The sequence below is a fragment of the Geminicoccus flavidas genome (assembly GCF_009806515.1).
Lineage (GTDB): Bacteria > Pseudomonadota > Alphaproteobacteria > Geminicoccales > Geminicoccaceae > Geminicoccus > Geminicoccus flavidus.
The window spans coordinates 1-19,247 of sequence record NZ_WUJP01000649.1 but is presented as its reverse complement, the minus strand read 5'-3'; the positions used below and the strand labels follow the sequence as shown (position 1 = coordinate 19,247).

The following is a 19,247-nucleotide window of genomic DNA, read 5'->3' as shown; positions in this document are numbered from 1 at the left end:
AGGGTGTGACCTTCCGCCGCCAACTCTGCTAGAGGTCGCCGCGCGCGCCCGTGGGGTCATGGGCGCCTGTCCCGTTTTGGAAGCGCAGGTCGGTCTCATGCAGGAGCTCTATCAGTCGGCCAAGGCCTGGCCGTTCGTCGAGGCACGCCGCATCGTCGAGCGGATCACGAAGCGCCCGCCGAAGAAGGGCTTCGTTCTGTTCGAGACCGGCTATGGCCCGTCCGGCCTGCCGCATATCGGCACGTTCGGCGAGGTGTTCCGCACCACCCTGGTGCGCAACGCCTTCCGCCAGCTCCGCCCGGACATGCCGACCGAGCTCTACGCTTTCTCCGACGACATGGACGGGCTGCGCAAGGTCCCGGACAATATCCCCGACGGCGAGATGGTGGTGCAGCACCTGGGCAAGCCGCTCACCGACATCCCGGACCCGTTCGGCACGCACGAGAGCTTCGGGCACCACATGAACGCCCGGCTGCGCGCGTTCCTGGACCGGTTCGGCTTCGCCTACAGCTTCCAGTCCGCCACCGAGCTCTACCGCTCCGGCCGGTTCGACCAGGCGCTGCTGCGCGCGCTGGAGGTCCATGACGAGCTGGTCCGGATCGTCACCCCGATCCTGGGTGCCGAGCGTGCCGCCACCTACAGCCCGTTCCTGCCCCGCTCGCCGAAGTCTGGGAAGATCCTCCAGGTGAAGATCGAGGAGGTGAAGCGGGACGCCGGCACGGTCGTGTTCCGCGACGAGGACGGCACGCTCACCGAGGTCCCGGTCACCGGCGGCAACTGCAAGCTGCAGTGGCGCGCCGACTGGGCGATGCGCTGGTATGCGCTGGATGTCGACTACGAGATGTCGGGCAAGGACCTGATCGATTCGGTCAAGCTCGGCTCGCAGATCTGCCGGGCGCTGGGGGGCGTGCCGCCCGAGAACCTGACCTACGAGCTGTTCCTCGACGAGCACGGCCAGAAGATCAGCAAGTCCAAGGGCAACGGGCTCACCATCGACGAGTGGCTGCGCTACGCCACCCCGGAAAGCCTGCAGCTCTTCCTCTACCGTGATCCCAAGGCCGCCAAGCGCCTTTATTTCGATGTGATCCCCAAGCACGTCGACGAGTACCAGCAGCTTCTGGAGGCCTTTCCCGACCAGGACGACAAGGCGAAGCTCGGCAACCCGGTCTGGCACATCCATGCCGGCGAGCCGGTGGTGACCCGGCTGCCAATCAGCTTCGCCATGCTGCTGAACCTGGCCTCGGTGGTGAATGCCGAGGAGCCGCAGGTGATCTGGGGCTATATCAGCCAGTACGCGCCGGGCACCACGCCGGAGACGGCACCGGAGCTGGCGAAGCTCGTCGAGCACGCGGTCGCCTACTACCAGGACTTCGTGAAGCCCGAGAAGAAGTACCGCCAGCCCACCGAGCAGGAGCGCGCAGCCCTCCAGGAACTGCATGACGTGCTGGCCACCCTGCCCGAGGGGACGGACGGCGAGGTGATCCAGAACGAGGTCTATGCGATCGGCAAGAATCACGGGTTCGAGCCGCTGCGCGCTTGGTTCTCCGCCCTCTACGAAGTGCTGCTCGGCCAGAGCCAGGGGCCGCGCTTCGGCAACTTCGCCGCCCTCTACGGTGTTGCTGCCACGCGCTCTTTGATCACCCAATCCCTGGCAGGCCTGCCCCGTGGCTGATCGACCCCACTACGTCGCCCCATCGCATCGCAACGCCTGGGTCCGGCCGGACGACCGCTCGACCGCCGGCCGCTCGCGCACCGGCGGGCCAGATGCCCGGATGATCGCGCTCGACATCCTGGACGCGGTGCTCGGCCAGAGCTGGCGGACCATGGACGACGCGCTGGCGCTCCATCGCGGACTGAACCATCTGGATCCGCGCGACCGGGCGTTCACCCGGGTCCTGGTCGCGACCGTGCTGCGCCACAAGGGCCAGATCGACGACGTGCTGGCGCGCTTCTGGCGCTTCCCGCCGCAGAAGTCGCGGGCGCTGCACCTGCTGCGCCTGGGTGCTGCCCAGCTCCTGTTCCTGGGCACCCCCGCCCATGCCGCCCTGTCCGCCACCGTCCAGCTCGCCTATGGCCCGCTGGACCGCGAGCGCGGCATGATCAACGCGATCCTGCGCAAGGTGGCCGAGGAGGGCCAGGCGATCCTGGCCGAGCAGGACGGCGGACGGCTCAACACGCCGGAATGGCTCTGGTATTCCTGGGTGGAGGCCTATGGCGAGCCCACCGCGTCGGCGATCGCCCAAGCCCACATGCAGGAGCCGCCGCTGGACCTGTCGGCCCGCGACGATGCCGCCTCGCTCGCCGAGATCCTGGGCGGCAAGCCGATGCCCGGCGGCACGGTGCGCATGCCCAACAGCGGCCAGATCGAGCGGCTGAAGGGCTATGGCGAGGGGCGCTTCTGGGTCCAGGACTTGGCGGCCAGCCTGCCCGCCCGCCTGCTGGGCCAAGTGAAGGGGCTGCCGGTCCTCGACATGTGCGCGGCACCGGGCGGCAAGACCGCCCAGCTCGCATCTGCCCATGCGCAAGTCACCGCGGTCGAGCAGGATCCGAACCGGGCGGAGCGCCTGCGCCAGAACTTGCGCCGCCTGCGGCTGGAGGCCGAGGTGGTGGTGGGCGACGCGGCCCTCCTGCCCGAGAGCCGGCGCTGGCCGCGCGTCCTGCTGGATGCGCCCTGCACCGCGACCGGCACGATCCGGCGTCACCCAGACGTCGCCTGGCACAAGCGCGCTTTCGACGTCACCCGGACCATGGACCTGCAGGCACGCCTCCTGGACGGTGCCGCCCGGGTGACCGAGCCGGGCGGGCTCCTGGTCTACGCGGTCTGCTCGCTTCAGCCCGAGGAAGGGTCGGTCCAGGTCGAGCGCTTCCTGGAGCGCAACCAGGGCTTCGAGCGCGTCCCGCTGGCACAAGACGAGCTGCCCGGCCTGGAGCAGTGCATCGACGGCCAGGGCGACTTGCGCACCCTGCCCTGCCACATCGCCGACGATGGTGGCATGGACGGCTTCTATGCAGCGCGCCTGCGCCGCGTCTCCTGACCTTCCGCCGCTACTGGACATTCGCCTCATGGACGTCGTGCCGATCCGCTCCGCCCTGCTCTCGGTGAGCGACAAGACCGGACTCGTCGCCTTCGCCACGGCCCTAGCTGGCAAGGGCGTGCACCTGCTCTCCACCGGCGGCACCGCCCGGGCGCTGCGCGAGGCCGGGCTCGAGGTGACCGACGTCTCCGAGGTCACCGGCCATCCCGAGATCCTGGATGGCCGGGTCAAGACCCTGCACCCGAAGATCCATGGCGGCCTGCTGGGACTGCGCGAGGATGACGAGCATCGCCGGCAGATGGCGGCGCATGGCATCGAGCCGATCGATCTCCTGATCGTGAACCTCTACCCGTTCGAGGCCACAGTCACCTCGGGTGCGGGCTTTGCCGAGTGCATCGAGAACATCGACATCGGCGGTCCTGCCATGGTGCGCGCCGCCTGCAAGAACCATGAGGCGGTCACGGTCGTCACCGACCCCGCCCAGTACGAGCGGGTGACCGCCGAGCTTGCGGCCCATGACGGCACCACACTTGCCACCCGCCGCCGTCTGGCGCTGGAAGCCTATGCCTCGACCGGCGCCTATGACGCCGCGATCACCGCCTGGTTGTCCCGCCAGGCCGACGACGCCGCACCCCTGCCGCAGCTCCCCCTCGGCGGCCGCCTGAAGCAGGCCCTGCGCTATGGCGAAAACCCGCACCAGCAGGCGGCCTTCTATGTCAGCGACCCTTCCGTGCCGGGCGTGGGCGCCGCCGTCCAGGTCCAGGGCAAGGAGCTCGGCTACAACAACATCGCTGACACCGACGCCGCCTGGAACTGCGTGGCCGAGTTCACCGAGCCGGCCTGCGTGATCGTCAAGCACGCCAATCCCTGCGGTGCCGCCCTGGGCGAGAGCCTGCTGGACGCCTACCGCAAGGCGCTGGCGTCGGATCCGACCAGCGCATTCGGCGGGATCGTCGCCTTCAACCGCCCGATCGACGCCGCTGCCGCCGAGGCGGTGACCGACATCTTCACCGAGGTGGTGATCGCGCCCGGCGCGGACGACGCCGCCAAGGCCGTGTTCGCCCGCAAGAAGAACCTGCGCCTGCTCCTGACCCCGGGCATGCCGGCACCGGATCGACCGCGCCGGACCTTCCGCTCGGTGGATGGCGGCTTTTTGATCCAGGACGAGGACATCAGCCCGATCGCATCGACTACGCTCACCCCGGTGACCAAGCGGGCACCAACCGAGCGGGAGCGCGCCGACCTCCTGTTCGCCTTCACTATCGCCAAGCACGTCAAGTCGAACGCGATCGTGCTGGCCAAGGACCGTGCCACGGTCGGCATCGGCGGCGGCCAGACCTCTCGGGTGGACGCAGCCAGGATCGCGGTGGAGCGCGCCCGCGCCGGCGGCAATGCCCATGGCTGCGTCGTCGCCTCGGACGCGTTCTTCCCCTTCCCCGACGGCCTGCTGATCGCGATCGAGGGCGGTGCCGTCGCCGCGATCCAGCCGGGTGGCTCGGTCAAAGACGCCGAGGTGATCGCGGCTGCCGACCAGAAGACGCCGAGGTGATCGCGGCTGCCGACCAGGCCGGCATCGCCATGGTCACGACCGGGATGCGCCACTTCCGCCATTGATCGGCAGGTGGGCGAGCGGAAGGCGCGTCAGCAGGATCGCGCCCGCCAGCCAAAACAGCAGGATCGGCGCCATCCCGATCCGCTGGCTGCCGCTCAGCGTGGTCAGGATCGCCACCAGCATCGGCCCCAGGAACGCGGTCGCCCGCCCGGTCAGGGCCAGGATGCCGAACAGCTCGGCCCGGCGCTCCGGATGGGCGAGCCGCGCCATGGTCGAGCGGGTGGCGCTCTGCACCGGCCCGACGAACAGGCCGAGCGCCGCACCGGCGATCTCGAACGCCAGCTGGCTCGGCGCCAGCAGTGCGCCTAGGCCGCAGGCGATCAGCCCAACCAGCCCCGCCAGGATGGTGCGTCTGCCGCCCAGCCGGTCGTCCATCCGGGCGAACACCCAGGCACCGATCCCGGCGGTCACGTTCAGGACGATGCCAAAGCGCAGCACCTCGGCCAGGCTCATGCCGAACGTGCCGGCGGCATAGATCCCGCCCAGTGCGAACAGGGTGGCGAGGCCGTCTGCCCAGAGCATCGCCCCCAAGAGGAACAGGGCCAGCGTCCGGTCGCGCAGCACGTCCTGCAGCGAGGCGCGCAGGTTGCGGATGCTGGCGCGGACGATGCGCCGGTCGGGCAGGGCCGCACCTGGGCGGTCGCGCACGGTCAGGAACAGGGGCAGCGAGAACAGGACCAGCCACAGCGCCACCAGCGGCCCCACGATCCGGACATGGGCCATGGTCTCCTTGTCCAGGCCGAACGCCGGGATCTCGGGCTGGAGGAACAGGACCAGCGCCAGCACCAGGCAGACCAGGCCGCCCGCATAGCCCAGGCCCCAGCCGAACCCGGACCAGCCGCCGAGCCGGCCAGGCGGAGCCAGGTCGGCCAGGATCGCGTTGTTGAACACGTTGCCGAGCTCGCTGCCGAGATTGGCCAGCGCCACGACCACGAGAGCCAGGAGCAGCATGGACGGGTCGGGCAGGATGAACCAGATCGCCGCCGTGCCGGCAGCTTGGAGCACCACGCAGGCGAACAGCCACGGCTTGCGCGGGCCGCCGGCATCGGTGATTGCGCCGACCACCACGCCCAGCACGGCCGCCACCAGGGCGGACGCGCTCATCGCCCAGCCCCAGGCCGCCTGGCCCTCGACCTCGGAGGGTGCCACCGCCTTGGCAACATAGGTCGCGACCACGAAGGTCACCACGATCGCCGCGAACGGCGAGGTCGCCCAGTCGAACAGCGCCCAAGCGTAAAGCTCGCGCGTCCGCGTTTTCCCAGGCGGCGTCATCCCGTTCCCCGTTGCCCTGTCCGGTGTGCGGCATCCATATCAGGGTCGCGCCGACGATGCAGTGGAGGAACCAGCATGCCGTCCCTTACCACGCCACCGGGCGAACTCGGCTTTGCCGCCCCGTCCTTCACCCTGAAGGACGTCGATGGCGGCATGAAGAGCCTGGCCGACCTCGCCGGCCCGAACGGGACGCTGGTGGCCTTCATCTGCAACCACTGTCCCTATGTGAAGGCGATCATCGACCGACTGGTCCGTGACGCGGCGGAGCTGAAGGGGCTGGGTGTCAGCACGATCGCGATCTGCAGCAACGATGCCGTGCATTATCCGGACGACGACTTTCCCAGCATGCAGCGCTTCGCCGAGCAGCACCGCCTGGGCTTCCCCTACCTGCATGACAAGAGCCAGGACGTGGCCAGGGCCTATGGCGCTGTCTGCACGCCGGACTTCTTCGGCTTCGACAAGGAGCTGAAGCTCCGCTACCGCGGCCGCCTGGACAGTTCCGGCCGGCAGGCGGGTTCGCCCGACGCCAAGCGCGAGCTGTTCCTCGCCATGAAGCAGGTGGCAGAGACTGGCCAGGCTCCGGCCGAGCAGGTCCCGTCCATGGGCTGCTCGATCAAGTGGAAGGAGGCCTGAGCCCCTTGGCCTTCGAAAGCCTGCGCGACTTCATCGCGCATCTGGAAGCGCGCGGGCGCCTGGTCCGGGTCAAGACGCCGGTCTCCCCGGTCCTGGAGATGACCGAAATCCAGACCCGCCTGCTCGCCGAGCGCGGCCCGGCCGTCCTGTTCGAGAACGTGATCGATTCCTCGATGCCGGTGCTGGTGAACCTGTTCGGCACGGTCGAGCGGGTGGCCTGGGGCATGGGCAAGGAGCCGCACGAGCTGACCGAGCTCGGCAAGACCCTGGCCTTCTTCAAGCAACCGGAACCGCCCAAGGGCCTGCGGGAGGCGATGGAGCTGATGCCCTTGGCCAAGGCGGCACTGGCGATGCGGCCCAAGACCGTCCGCCACGCGCCCTGCCAGGAGGTGGTGCTCCAGGGCGAGCGCATCGACCTCGGCCGGCTGCCGATCCAGACCTGCTGGCCGGGCGAGCCCGCACCCCTGATCACCTGGCCGCTGGTGGTCACCAAGGGCCCGTCGGACGCGCGGGAGGACAGCTTCAACCTCGGCATCTACCGGATGCAGGTGACGGGCCGGAACAGCACGATCATGCGCTGGCTGAAGCACCGCGGCGGTGCCCAGCACCATCACCGCTGGAAGCAGGCCAAGCGCGAGCCCTTGCCGGCCGCCGCGGTGATCGGTGCCGACCCCGGCACCACGCTCGCTGCCGTCACCCCGGTCCCGGACACCGTGTCGGAGTACCAGTTCGCTGGCCTCCTGCGTGGCCGTCGGGTCGAGCTGGTCGACTGCGTGAGCGTGCCGCTGAAGGTGCCGGCCAGTGCGGAGATCGTGATCGAGGGCCATGTCTCGCTGGACGAACTGGCCGACGAGGGACCCTACGGCGACCATACCGGCTACTACAACTCAGTGGAGCGCTTCCCGGTCTTCCATGTCAGCGCCATCACCATGCGGCGCGACCCGATCTATCTCTCGACCTTCACCGGAAGGCCGCCGGACGAGCCGTCCGTGCTGGGCGAAGCCCTAAACGACGTGTTCCTGCCGCTCCTGCAGCTCCAGTTCCCCGAGATCGTCGACTTCTGGCTGCCACCGGAGGGCTGCTCCTATCGCGTGGCGGTGGTCTCGATCCGCAAGGCCTATCCTGGCCATGCCAAGCGGATCATGATGGGTGTCTGGTCCTATCTGCGCCAATTCATGTACACCAAATACGTGATCGTGGTCGGCGACGACATCAACGCGCGCGACTGGAAGGACGTGATCTGGGCCATCTCGACCAAGTCCGACCCATCCCGTGACCTCACCATCCTGGAGCACACGCCCATCGACTATCTGGACTTCGCCTCGCCGGAATCAGGCCTCGGCGGCAAGCTCGGGATCGATGCCACCGACAAATGGCCGCCGGAGACGAAGCGCGAGTGGGGGGAGGAGATCCGGATGGACCAGGACGTGATCGAGGAGGTTTCGCGCAAATGGGCCAGCTACGGCCTGCCGGGCAGCGGCCGGCCGATCTGGAAGTAAGGCTGACCGCCAGGGCGTGGAGCCGGCGCCGTGCTCGCGGGTTCTGCTGGCCAGGACCTCGTGCGCGGAAGGAATGCGGATGACCACCGAGATCGACCTCGCGGAGATCCTGGGTCGTGCGCGTGCCGTCCTGCCCGAGGCCAGCGCCATTGCGATGCGCAACTTCCGGGCAGCGGTCGGGAGCTGGGAGAAGGGGCCCGGCCAGATCGTCACCGAGGCGGATGTTGCGATCGACCGGCTCCTGCACGAGCGGCTGCGCCGGCCGGGCGAGGCCTGGCTTTCGGAGGAGACCGCGGACGACCGTTCGCGGCTGACCGGGCGGGGCTGCTGGGTGGTGGACCCGATCGACGGCACCCGCTCCTTTGCCGAGGGCAAGCCGGAGTTCTCGATCTGTATCGGCTATCTGGTCGACCAACAGCCGGTGATGGGCATCGTCGCCAACCCGGCGACCGGTGAGACGTTCGAGGCGGTGGCGGGCCAGGGCGCCTTCCTCAACGGCCAGCTCCTGCCCCGCCTGGCCGAAGGGCCGATCGCGCAGCCACGCATCGCCGCCAGCCGGACCGAGGTGCGCAAGCGGCCACTCGCCTGGCTGGCACCGGACGCCGTCTGGACCATGCTGGGCTCGCTGGCGCTGAAGCTGGCCTTCGTCGCGGCCGGTCGGTTCGACGCCTATGTCACGCTCAGGCGCACCAATGACTGGGACATCGCCGCGGCCGACGTGATCCTGCGCGAGGTCGGCATCCGCCTAGCCGAGCCCGACGGGACGCAGGTCCGCTACGACGGCGAGCAGCCCACGCACAAGGGCCTGGTCGCGGCCCCGGCGGGCCTGCAGCGCATCCTCCTGGACCGGCTCGCTGCGGCGTTTCCCGTCCGGTGACAGCCGTGCTAGGCACAGGCCCCGCGCCCGGAAGGCGTGCTTGCTCCGTGCCGGCACCGCCCAGCCCGGGCGGATCGAGGAGTGTCCGACCTTGCCCAACATCGCGGCCGAGCGGCTGCACCGGCTAGCTTCCACCATCGTCGCGGCCACCGGCTCCAGCCCGGACGAGGCCAAGGCGGTGGCCGACCATCTGGTCATGTCTAACCTGACCGGCCATGACAGCCACGGCGTCGGCATGCTGCCGGACTATGTGAAGAACTGCCGGGCCGGCCTACTGGTCCCGAACCAGTCGCTCAAGGTGCTGCGCGACGTGGGTGCGGTGCTGCTGGTCGATGGCGGGCGCGGCTTCGGCCAGACCATGGCGCGCGATGCGATGCGGCTGGGTGCCGAGCGGGCGAAGCAGCTGGGCTGTGCCGTGGTCGGCCTGCGCAATGCCAGCCATGTCGGCCGGATCGGCTTCTGGGCCGAGCAGTGTGCCGCCGAAGGGCTGGTCTCGCTCCATTTCGTCAACGTCGCCGATCATGACCCGCTGCAGGCGCCGTTCGGCTGCTCCGATGCCCGGCTCGGCACCAATCCGTTCTGCGTGGCGGTGCCCGGCGCCGACGGCAAGCCCATGCTGCTGCTGGACATGGCCACCTCGGCCATCGCGTTCGGCAAGGCGCGGGTGGCGCGCAACAAGGGCGTGCCGGTGCCGGAGGGCGTGCTGATCGACGCAGAGGGCCGGCCGACCACCGATCCCACCACCTATGTCGACACCCGTAAGGGGGCGCTGCTCTCCTTCGGCCTGCACAAGGGCTCGGGTCTGGCGATCTTCTGCGAGGTCCTGGGTGCGGCACTGATCGGCGGGCAGACCATCGCCCCGCATCACGAGCGGCTGGACGGCATCGTCAACTCGATGCTCTCGCTGCTGGTCGACCCAGCCGTGTTCGGCGACCTGGAAGCAATGCGCGCCGAGGTGCAGGCAGTGATCGACTGGATCAAGGCCTCGCCGCCGGCTCCCGGCTTCGAGGCAGTGCTGATGCCGGGCGACCCGGAGAACCTGGCCCGCGCGAAGCGGGCGGCCGAGGGCGTGCCGATCGATCCCAAGTCGCTGAGCGACATCCTGGCCGCGGGCGCCTCGCTCGGGCTGGATCCGGCGGGACTGCGCCGGATCGTCGAGGACTGAACGCCATGGAACAGGTGGATGCCGTCGTCATCGGTGCGGGCGTGGTGGGCCTCGCGGTCGCCCGCAGGCTCGCCATGGCCGGCCGCGAGGTCTTGGTGCTGGAGAAGGCCGACGCGATCGGCACCGAGACCAGCTCGCGCAACAGCGAGGTCATCCATGCCGGCATCTACTACCCGACCGGCAGCCTGAAGGCCGCCACCTGCGTCGCCGGCAACCGCTTCCTGTATCGCTACTGCGAGGAGCGGGGCGTTCCCCATCGGCGCTGCGGCAAGCTGATCGTGGCGACCAACGCTCCGGAAGAGGCCAAGCTGCACGAACTCCACGCCAAGGCTGCCGCCAACGGCGTGGCGCTGGAATGGCGGACCGGCCGCCAGGCGATGGACCAGGAGCCGCAGCTCAAGGCCACCGCCGCGCTCTGGTCGCCGACTACCGGGATCATCGACAGCCACGGCCTGATGCTGGCTTATCAGGGTGATGCCGAAAACCATGGCGCCGTGCTGTGCTTCGAGACGCCGGTGAACCGGCTGGAAGCGACGGCCGACGGGATCGTGGTCGAGACTGGCGGACAGGAGCCGATGGCGCTGCAGGCCCGAATCGTGGTGAACAGCGCTGGGCTGGATGCTCCGGCCCTGACCCGCAGGACCGTGGGCCTGCCCGCCAGCAGCCAGCGCCAGGGTTATCTGTGTAAGGGCAGCTATTACGTCCTGACCGGCCGCTCGCCGTTTTCCACCCTGATCTACCCGATGCCGGAAAAGGCCGGGCTGGGCGTCCATGTCACGCTCGACCTGGGCGGCCGGGCCCGGTTCGGGCCGGACACGGAATGGGTCGAGTCGATCGACTACACGGTTGACCCGCGCCGGGCCGAGGTGTTCTACGACGCGATCCGCCGCTACTGGCCGGGCCTGCCCGCAGGTGCCCTGGAGCCGGGCTATGCCGGTATCCGGCCGAAGCTCTCCCCGGCCGGATCGGTGGCCGAGGACTTCCTGATCCAGGGGCCGGACGATCACGGCATCCCGGGCTTGGTCAACCTGCTGGGGATCGAGAGCCCGGGCCTCACCGCTAGCCCAGCTCTGGCCGACCGGGTCGCTGCCCTGCTGGCACTAGACTGACGCGGGCGGGAGGCAGGGGCCTCCTGTCCAGGACGACCGGCGGGCCAAGCTGCCAGTGGTTGAAGGTGATCGGCTGAACGGCCGTTCTTCCTCCGCTCGTCATGGCCGAGGCTCGACCACGGCTATCCGGTCCGCAGAAGCTCGCCAGGGTGCATGGCATTGATTCCACTCAGGATCAGGCATCTTCGCAGGCGTTCTGGTCGCGCGTGGGGATCGACGTCATGCGGGTACAGGTTACGTTGTTCGCGATCCTGTCACAGCAAGTCGGGGCGTGTTCGACCGTGCGGTCAGGACGAACCGGAGGGACAAGAGCCACCGCACCTTGAGCGCGCGCATCTGGCGGCACCCCTTCTGACGCAACTCCTGCCGGCGCGTGGCCTGCGTGACATTGAGGCGGTCCCTGCCGTTCATGCCGAGGCGCCCGGATGACGCAGGATCATTCCAGTGCGACGTTCCACTTTTGCTGATGCCAATGCCGGCCGCTCGTCGGCCCCGGTCGAGGCGCTGGTTCCGGCCCTCTTGGCCAACCCTTCGCCGTGCAAGGCACGCATGGCCAAAGAAGAGTTGCGGCTGCTCGACGCGACCTTGATCCGCCCCGGCTTCAACACCGCCCGCGGCCGTCTCTTGACGGCTGCCCTTGCAGGGATGGAGCCGGCGCCTGCTGCGCCGGCGGCCGGATCGAACTGTTCTCCCGCTGGTTGAAGCAGCACCTGCGCATCGGTCACTTCTTCCGCCGTTCGGAGAACGCGGTGCGCCTGCAGGCCGCCGCTGGCATCGTGACCCATTCTTGCTCGAACTGCTCCACGTCACAGCCGGCACCGAAACATCGCGCACGTCTTCATCGCCGCACTGTACCTCACCGTTCCAACGGCTGCGCCTCGTCGAACTGGACGAGCGGATCGACCGACCACCACAGCAAGCTGCGGTCCAGGTACCGGAGCTGCGAGCTTGGCGCTTTCGACCACCAACCAGGACAGCCGCGAGGCTCGAACGGGCATGACGAGCGGAGAGGGCCGCAAGCTGCTGCCAGCAACGCGTGATCCTGCAGGAGACCGGCTGGCCACCTGCTGGTCATGACGGCCTTGCGGTACCATCACCGGCGCGGGTCTGGACATGGGGGAGCGGCATCCCTAGCTCCTGGGACCGGCACCTTGTGCCAGGGAGTCGCTTGTCGTCGGCGGACGAGGGTTGGGATATTGCCGGACTGGTTCTTCTTCTACGGCACGCTGATGGACCGGGACGTGCTCGCCCGGGTGGTCGATCGCGAGGTCGTCGATGACGAGCTGTTCCCGGCGATCCTCCATGGCGTCCGCCGGGTCGCCGTCCCGGGCTTCAGCTATCCGCGCCTGGTCGAGGCACCCGGCCGTCTCGCGGCTGGCCTGGCACTGTACGCGCCGTCGCCGCGCGACCTCGTGCGCCTGCACTGGTTCGAGGAAGGCGAGTACGGTGCCGCCACTGCCACGATCCAACTCCTGAACGGCCGGAGCGTGCCGGCCCGCTATTTCAGCGCGTTCGATTCGATCCTGCCGGCCGGCAGCAGCGACTGGTGCCCGCTCGCCTGGCGCCGCGAGCACAAGGCCTCTTGCCTGGCCCAATGCCCGGAATGGATGACCGGCTGCCCAGAGCCCGACAGCGCCGATCCATTCGTCCATCAGGTGCTGGCGGACCATCCAGCGCTGGCGGCCTGACCGAGCGGACCGGCTCCGCGCCAGCCCGACCTCAGGCTGCCGCACGGCTCACGCCCGGCGCCCAGCGATGCAGCCATGCCAGCGACTCCTCCGCCCCCATGGGTGCCGCGATCAGGAAGCCCTGGAGCCGCTCGCAGCCGAGTTCCGCCACCGAGCGGGCGACTTGCTCGCTTTCCACGCCCTCCGCCGTGGTCACCAGGCCCAGCCCGTGCGCGATGCCGACGATCGAGCGCAGGACAACCTGGGCCGGCCCGTCGGCCTCCTCCAGCGGCGCCACGAAGCTGCGATGGACCTTGATCTCGTCGAGCGGCAGGCGCTGCAGATGGGTGAGGGAGGAATAGCCCGTGCCGAAATCGTCCATCGCCACCCGGCAGCCCAGCTCGCGCAGCCGCTGCAGCTGCTGCCGGCTACGCTCCGGATCGGCCATGATCGAACCCTCGGTGACATCGAGCGTGAGCTCGGCCGGTGCGGTGCCCCAACTCGCCAGTGCCCGGCGGACATGGTCGATCAGTTGCTCGTCGCGCGGCCAGAAATTGGCGAGGTTGACCGCCACCTCCAGCTGATAGCCGTGCGCGCGCCATTCGCGCTGCCGCTTCAGGCACTCGTCCAGCACGAACCGGGTGAGCGGCCCCATGAGCCGCGCCCGCTCCGCCACGGGCAGGAACATGTCGGGCTGCAGCCGGCCATAGATCGGGTGGTCCCAGCGCAGGAGCCCCTCGAACCCGGCCACGCTGCGGGTCGCCGCATCGATCTTCGGCTGGAAATGGATGGTGAGCCCCTCCGCCTCAATCGCCCGCTCCAGGTCGGTACGCAGCGCCGGGCGCCGGATCACGCCCAGATCCTGGGGCTGGCCGGCCAGCACATAGCCCAGCACGTCGCGCTTGGCCGCATACATGGCTTCGTCCGCCGAGCGCAGCAGCCCATCGAGCTCGTTGCCGTGGCGCGGCCGGAGCGCGATGCCGATGCTCACACCCAGGCTCAGGGAGAAGCCCTCGATCAGGAACTGTGGGCGCATCGCCTGCACCAGCCGGCGCGCCACCTCGACCGCCTCGTCGGCACTGGTGGGCGGCGGCAGCAGCACGGCGAACTCGTCGCCGCCCAGGCGCGCCAGCGTGTCAGTGCGGCGCAGCGCCTCGGTGAGCCTGGGTGCCACCGCGCGCAGCAGGAGGTCGCCAATGTCGTGACCGAGCGTGTCATTGACCTGCTTGAACCGGTCGAGGTCGAGCATGAGGATCGCGCAGGATTCGTCGCGGCGCTCGGCCAGCGCCATCGCCTGCTCCGCCCGGTCGGCGAACAGCACGCGGTTGGGCAGGCCGGTCAGCGGGTCGTGCAGCGCCATCTGCTCCAGGCGGTTCAGGCGCTGGTGGCGCGGGCCAGCGTCCCGGATCGCGACCAGCCAGCCCGCGTGCGGCCTGGGCACGACCATCAGGTCGACCTGGCAGGCGCCGCCGTCCGGGCCCAGGAGCTGGCTCTCATGGACATGGGCGCGCAGGCCGCCATCGGCACCGGCCAGTTCCGGAAGGAAATCGACCAGAAGCTCGCCATGGGCGGAGCGGCCGAGCATGCGCCTGGCTACCTGGTCGGCGTCGATGATCCGCCCGTCCGCATCGGTCGCCACCAGCCCGGCAGCCCGGCCGCCGTCCGCCTCGTCCGGCGCCACCGGCGGGAGCCGGCCGGCGGGCGACCCGGACTGTGCCAGCGCGGCGTCTCCCGCCGTGGCCGGCAGCTCGGGTGTGAGCCTGACGATCAGGGAGGCGAGCAGGCAGCTGCCGCCGATCACGGCGACGAAGGCTGCCAGCAGCATGAGCGAGATCGCGGTATCGAGCGGCACACGGATCATCCCGGCCGGCCGCCCATGCATCGCGGCCTCGGGAGGAACCCTAGTCCCTCATCCGTAAGAAAGGGTTGCGCCGGGCATACCTGGCAGCATCACCATTCCTGCCGGTAGTTCGGCGCCTCCCGGGTAATCGCCACGTCGTGGACATGGCTTTCGCGCAGGCCGGCATTGGTGATGCGCACGAAGCGCGCATTGCTGCGCATCGACGGCAGGTCCGGCTGGCCGGTATAGCCCATGGCGGCGCGCAGGCCGGTATAGCCCATGGCGGCGCGCAGGCCGCCCACCAGCTGGTGGATCACGTTGCCGACCGGGCCCCGGTACGGCACCCGGCCCTCGATGCCTTCCGGGACCAGCTTCAGCGTCTCGCGGACCTCGGCCTGGAAGTAGCGGTCGGCCGAGCCGCGCGCCATCGCACCCAGCGAGCCCATGCCCCGATAGGACTTGTAGGAGCGGCCCTGGTAGAGCAGGACCTCGCCCGGGCTCTCGTCGGTGCCGGCGAACATGGAGCCGATCATCGCGGCATCGGCACCGGCCGCCACTGCCTTGGCGAGATCGCCGGAGGCACGGATGCCGCCATCGGCGATCACCGGCACGCCCTTGGCAGCGCAGGCCTCGGCGGCATCCAGGATCGCGGTGAGCTGCGGCACGCCCACCCCGGCCACCACCCGGGTCGTGCAGATCGAGCCCGGCCCGATGCCGACCTTGACCGCATCGGCGCCCGCGTCGATCAACGCCTTGGCACCGTCGGCCGTGGCGATGTTGCCGGCGATCACGCGAACGGCGTTGGACAGCTTGCGGATGGCGCTCACCCCGTCCAGCACGCCGCGGGAATGGCCGTGCGCGGTGTCCACCACCAGCACGTCGACGCCGGCCTCGATCAGCGCCTCCGCACGGGCCAGCCCGGCCTCGCCCACCCCGGTGGCGGCACCCACCCGCAGCCGGCCCTGCGCGTCCTTGGTCGCGTTCGGGTATTTCTGGGCCTTTTCGATGTCCTTGACGGTGATCAGGCCCTTCAGCCGGTAGGCGTCGTCGACCACGAGCAGCTTCTCGATCCGGAAGCGGTGCAGGAGTTCCAGCGCCTCGGCGCGCTCGAAGCCCTCGTGCACGGTCACCAGGTCCTTCGCGGTCATCAGCTCGGAGACCGGCTTGTCGGTCATCTTGGCGAAGCGGACGTCGCGGTTGGTCAGGATGCCGACCAGCCGCCCGGCCGGGCCGTCCACCACCGGCAGGCCGGAGATGCCGTGCCGCTCCATGATCGCCAACGCCTCGGAGAGCATGGTGCTGGGCGTCACGGTCATCGGGTTGACCACCATCCCGGCCTCGAACTTCTTGACCTGGCGGACCTGGTTGGCCTGGTCCTCGACCTCGAGGTTCTTGTGGATGATGCCGAGCCCGCCCAACTGCGCCACGGCGATCGCCATGGGCGCCTCGGTCACCGTGTCCATCGCCGCCGAGAGCAGCGGGATGCCCAGCTCGATGTCCGGAGCGATCTTGGTGCGCACGTCGACCATGTTCGGCAGGACCTCGGACAGGCCCGGCTCCAGCAGCACGTCGTCGAAGGTGAGCGCTTCGCGCAGGCGCAGCGAGGTGCCGCTGGACATGCCCATTCTCCGGCCGTGATCTGAAGTTGCGGCGATATAACGGGTCCGGCCGAGCGCGAACAGCGGCAAAGGCCCGCCGGAGGAATGCAGCGCCTGCATGGCAGCACTCCCTCCACAGCGGGCCAGGGATCGGGACCCGCAGTCTGGAATGATCGTACTTCCCGTTGCACACCCGCCGCCCATCGGCCAAAACCCAGCCGGTGCACCTTTGAGCCGGGAGATGGTCGAAATGAGTGGTCCCAAGCGGCGACTGCGCAGCCAGGACTGGTGGGACGACTACAAGGAGCCGGACATGACCGCGCTCTATCTGGAGCGCTACCTCAACTTCGGCCTGACCCGCCGCGAGTTGCAGTCCGGCAAGCCGATCATCGGCATCGCCCAAACCGGCTCCGACATCGCCCCCTGCAACCGCCACCATGTCGAGCTGGCCTCGCGGGTGCGGGACGGCATCCGCGATGCCGGCGGCATCCCGCTCGAGTTCCCGGTCCATCCGGTCCAGGAGACCGGCAAGCGGCCGACCGCGATGCTCGACCGCAACCTCCAGTACCTGACCCTGGTCGAGGTGCTCTACGGCTACCCGCTGGACGGGGTGGTGCTGACCACGGGCTGCGACAAGACCGTGGGCGCCATGATGATGGGGGCGGCCACCGTCGACCTGCCGGCGATCGTGCTCTCGGGCGGGCCAATGCTGAACGGCTGGTATGACGGCAAGCTCGCCGGCTCCGGCATGGTCGTCTGGCATGCCCGGCAGATGTTGGCCAAGGGCGAGATCAGCGTCGACGAGTTCATGGACATGACCTGCGCGTCGGCCCCCTCGGTCGGCCACTGCAACACCATGGGCACGGCATCCTCGATGAACGCCATGGCCGAAGCCCTCGGCATGTCGCTCACCGGCTGCTCCGCGATCCCCGGCCCGTACCGCGAGCGCGGCCAGATGGCCTACGAGACCGGATACCGGATCGTAGGCATGGTCCACGAGGACCTGAAGCCCTCCAAGGTGCTGACCCGCAAGGCGTTTGAGAACGCGGTCATGGTGGCGGCGGCGGCCGGCTGCTCGACCAACTGCCCGCCCCACGTGATTGCGGTGGCGCGGCACATGGGCGTGGAGCTCGACATCAAGGACTGGGAACTGTCCAAGGACGTGCCGCTGCTGGTCAACATGCAGCCGGCCGGCGAATTCCTGGGCGAGGAGTTCTTCCGGGCGGGCGGCGTGCCGGCGGTGATCAAGGAGCTGATCAAGGTCGGCCGCTTCCACACCGACGTCATCACCGTCACCGGCAAGACCATGGGCGAGAACCACGAGAAGGTGCCGTTCTCGCCGGACCGCCGGGTGATCAGGGCCTACGAGGAGCCGCTGATGCCGGAGGCGGGCTTCGTGATCATGTCGGGCAACATCTTCGATTCGGCGGTGATGAAGACCTCGGTGGTTAGCCCCGAGTTCCGCGCCAAGTACCTGGAGAACCCGGCGAGCCCCGGCGTGTTCGAGGGCCGGGCGATCGTGTTCGAAGGGCCGGAGGACTATCACGACCGGATCGACGATGAGAGCCTCGACATCGACGAGGACTGCTTCCTGTTCATCCGCAACTGCGGACCGGTGGGCTATCCGGGTGCCGCCGAGGTGGTGAACATGCGGCCGCCGACCAAGCTGATGAAGAAGGGCATCCGCGCCCTGCCGACCATCGGCGACGGCCGCCAGTCCGGCACCGCGGACAGCCCGTCCATCCTGAACGCCTCGCCGGAAGCGGCGGTGGGCGGCAACCTCGCGCTCATCCGCACCAACGACAAGGTGCGGCTGGACATGAACAAGAGCCGCCTCGACGTCCTGATCTCGGCCGAGGAGATGGCCGAGCGCCGCAAGGCCTGGGAGGCCAACCCGCCCAAGCAGCCGCCGTCGCAGACGCCGTGGCAGGAGTTGTACCGGCAGACGGTCGGCCAGCTCTCGACGGGTGCCTGCATGGAGCCGGCGACCCTCTACCTGAAGGTCATCGAGACCTACGGCACGCCGCGCCGCAACCACTAAGGCGGCCACGGCTTGCGGATCCTGCGCGGTCCGCAAGCCGTGCTCTCATCTCAACCAATTGCTTTTGCTCAGATTTCCTGCGGTCTCGGGTTCGTTTGTGCAAATCGCGATTGCTGGACTGTACTAGACCCGAGATAGGAAACGATCGCGCACATTAGCACGAGGCTGCGCTGGCAGCGAAACTATTCGGCTCCAGTCCGCTGTCGGGGCCGGTGGAATGGTGGACGTGACTGCCGTGGGATCCGCCGAGACGTCGGTCGTCGCTCAGATCTGGTAGCCGCCGGCGATATCCAGGATGCCGCCGATGATGTAGCCGGCGTTCGGGCCGGCGAGGAAGCAGACCGTCGCCGCCACAACGCCCAGCACGTTGATGTGCCACTGGCGGTCGAGTCCGTCGGCATTGGCTTTGGGATCGCCGACCCTGACGCCCTGGACGGCAATGGACAGGTTGTTCACGAGGATGTCGAGCCTGCCGAATTCGGCGGCCACGGCATGGATCAGGGACGGGGCGGGCGACGGCTCGGCCTGGTCGCTCCTTATCGCGACGGCGAGCACGCCGGTCTTCCGCAGTCCTGAACGACCACCTCCGCCTTCTCCGTGGACGCGGCATAGCTGATCGCCATATCGGCGACCTCAGCGGCAAGCTACAGGCCACCGCCGAGCAGGCGCTGGTCGCGTGGCTTGCCGGCAGCGCCACGCGCGCCGAAAGGGCGTCCTGAGCCCTTGCCCTGGCCGTTCTCCGGGACAAGCGTCCCGGACGGCTGCTAGTCGACCGACTCCAGGTCGACCGCGGCGCGCAGCAGGGCTTGGGTGTAGGGCTCGGCCGGTCGGGTCATGACCTGCTCGGTGGGGCCGGCCTCCACGATCCGGCCGTCCTTCATCACCACAACCTCGTGCGC

The 19,247-nt window shown here is 69.1% G+C and carries 15 protein-coding genes and 1 pseudogene; 10 read left to right on the top strand and 6 right to left on the bottom strand.

Annotated features, from left to right (window positions below; genetic code table 11):
• Positions 1-97 precede the first annotated feature (97 nt).
• The 3 genes and pseudogenes from EQG76_RS18415 to purH all read left to right on the top strand — a co-directional run bounded on the left by EQG76_RS18415 (position 98) and on the right by purH (position 4,649).
• The gene (locus EQG76_RS18415; protein ID WP_235031439.1) at positions 98-1,672 is read left to right on the top strand and encodes a lysine--tRNA ligase; all 1,575 of its coding nucleotides are present in this window, start codon (positions 98-100) and stop codon (positions 1,670-1,672) included.
• Positions 1,665-3,035 carry an RsmB/NOP family class I SAM-dependent RNA methyltransferase gene (locus EQG76_RS18410; protein WP_235031438.1) on the top strand — a complete coding sequence of 457 codons (1,371 nt, stop codon included), beginning with the start codon at positions 1,665-1,667 and terminating at the stop codon, positions 3,033-3,035. Before EQG76_RS18415 ends, EQG76_RS18410 begins: the two co-directional genes overlap by 8 nt.
• Positions 3,007-4,649, top strand: a pseudogene (gene purH / locus EQG76_RS18405) (bifunctional phosphoribosylaminoimidazolecarboxamide formyltransferase/IMP cyclohydrolase). The gene EQG76_RS18410 and the pseudogene purH overlap by 29 nt, the downstream one beginning before the upstream one ends.
• Here the strand turns inward: purH and EQG76_RS18400 are convergent.
• Positions 4,618-5,919 carry an MFS transporter gene (locus EQG76_RS18400; RefSeq protein WP_159715834.1) on the bottom strand — a complete coding sequence of 434 codons (1,302 nt, stop codon included), beginning with the start codon at positions 5,917-5,919 and terminating at the stop codon, positions 4,618-4,620. The pseudogene purH and the gene EQG76_RS18400 overlap by 32 nt on opposite strands.
• Positions 5,920-5,994: 75 nt before the next feature.
• Here EQG76_RS18400 and EQG76_RS18395 point away from each other — a divergent pair, with 75 nt between their 5' ends.
• The 5 genes from EQG76_RS18395 to EQG76_RS18375 all read left to right on the top strand — a co-directional run bounded on the left by EQG76_RS18395 (position 5,995) and on the right by EQG76_RS18375 (position 11,202).
• Positions 5,995-6,552 carry a thioredoxin family protein gene (locus EQG76_RS18395; protein WP_159715833.1) on the top strand — a complete coding sequence of 186 codons (558 nt, stop codon included), beginning with the start codon at positions 5,995-5,997 and terminating at the stop codon, positions 6,550-6,552.
• Positions 6,553-6,557: 5 nt separating this feature from the next.
• Positions 6,558-8,051: a UbiD family decarboxylase gene (locus tag EQG76_RS18390; protein ID WP_159715832.1), complete on the top strand. Its 1,494-nt coding sequence runs from the start codon at positions 6,558-6,560 to the stop codon at positions 8,049-8,051.
• Between the two features lie 79 nt (positions 8,052-8,130).
• A complete protein-coding gene (locus EQG76_RS18385; RefSeq protein WP_159715831.1) occupies positions 8,131-8,928 on the top strand; it encodes an inositol monophosphatase family protein in 798 nt (265 codons plus the stop codon).
• Positions 8,929-8,968: 40 nt separating this feature from the next.
• Entirely contained in the window at positions 8,969-10,093 is a 1,125-nt protein-coding gene (locus EQG76_RS18380; protein WP_200840915.1) for a malate/lactate/ureidoglycolate dehydrogenase, read from the top strand.
• A gap of 5 nt (positions 10,094-10,098) precedes the next feature.
• Positions 10,099-11,202 (top strand): NAD(P)/FAD-dependent oxidoreductase, encoded by a 1,104-nt coding sequence (locus tag EQG76_RS18375; RefSeq protein WP_159715830.1) that lies wholly within the window; start codon positions 10,099-10,101, stop codon positions 11,200-11,202.
• 407 nt (positions 11,203-11,609) lie between these two features.
• Here EQG76_RS18375 and EQG76_RS18370 read toward each other — a convergent pair whose 3' ends face one another.
• The gene (locus EQG76_RS18370) at positions 11,610-11,987 is read right to left on the bottom strand and encodes a hypothetical protein (protein ID WP_159715829.1); all 378 of its coding nucleotides are present in this window, start codon (positions 11,985-11,987) and stop codon (positions 11,610-11,612) included.
• A gap of 411 nt (positions 11,988-12,398) precedes the next feature.
• On the opposite strand from EQG76_RS18370, the gene EQG76_RS18365 reads away from it, so the two are divergent.
• Positions 12,399-12,890: a gamma-glutamylcyclotransferase family protein gene (locus EQG76_RS18365; RefSeq protein ID WP_159715828.1), complete on the top strand. Its 492-nt coding sequence runs from the start codon at positions 12,399-12,401 to the stop codon at positions 12,888-12,890.
• A 31-nt stretch (positions 12,891-12,921) separates the two neighbouring features.
• Here EQG76_RS18365 and EQG76_RS18360 read toward each other — a convergent pair whose 3' ends face one another.
• Both EQG76_RS18360 and guaB read right to left on the bottom strand, forming a co-directional pair.
• Positions 12,922-14,730: a putative bifunctional diguanylate cyclase/phosphodiesterase gene (locus EQG76_RS18360; protein WP_159715827.1), complete on the bottom strand. Its 1,809-nt coding sequence runs from the start codon at positions 14,728-14,730 to the stop codon at positions 12,922-12,924.
• A gap of 89 nt (positions 14,731-14,819) precedes the next feature.
• Positions 14,820-16,334 (bottom strand): IMP dehydrogenase, encoded by a 1,515-nt coding sequence (guaB, locus tag EQG76_RS18355; protein WP_159715854.1) that lies wholly within the window; start codon positions 16,332-16,334, stop codon positions 14,820-14,822.
• A gap of 223 nt (positions 16,335-16,557) precedes the next feature.
• Between guaB and EQG76_RS18350 the strand changes: the two genes are divergently transcribed.
• Entirely contained in the window at positions 16,558-18,348 is a 1,791-nt protein-coding gene (locus EQG76_RS18350) for an IlvD/Edd family dehydratase (RefSeq protein WP_159715826.1), read from the top strand.
• Positions 18,349-18,612: 264 nt separating this feature from the next.
• Here EQG76_RS18350 and EQG76_RS18345 read toward each other — a convergent pair whose 3' ends face one another.
• On the bottom strand, positions 18,613-18,903 hold the full coding sequence (locus EQG76_RS18345; RefSeq protein WP_200840913.1) for a Rossmann-fold NAD(P)-binding domain-containing protein: 291 nt from the start codon (positions 18,901-18,903) through the stop codon (positions 18,613-18,615).
• 209 nt (positions 18,904-19,112) lie between these two features.
• Positions 19,113-19,229 carry an ABC transporter ATP-binding protein gene (locus EQG76_RS32835; RefSeq protein WP_255476565.1) on the bottom strand — a complete coding sequence of 39 codons (117 nt, stop codon included), beginning with the start codon at positions 19,227-19,229 and terminating at the stop codon, positions 19,113-19,115.
• Positions 19,230-19,247 lie beyond the last annotated feature (18 nt).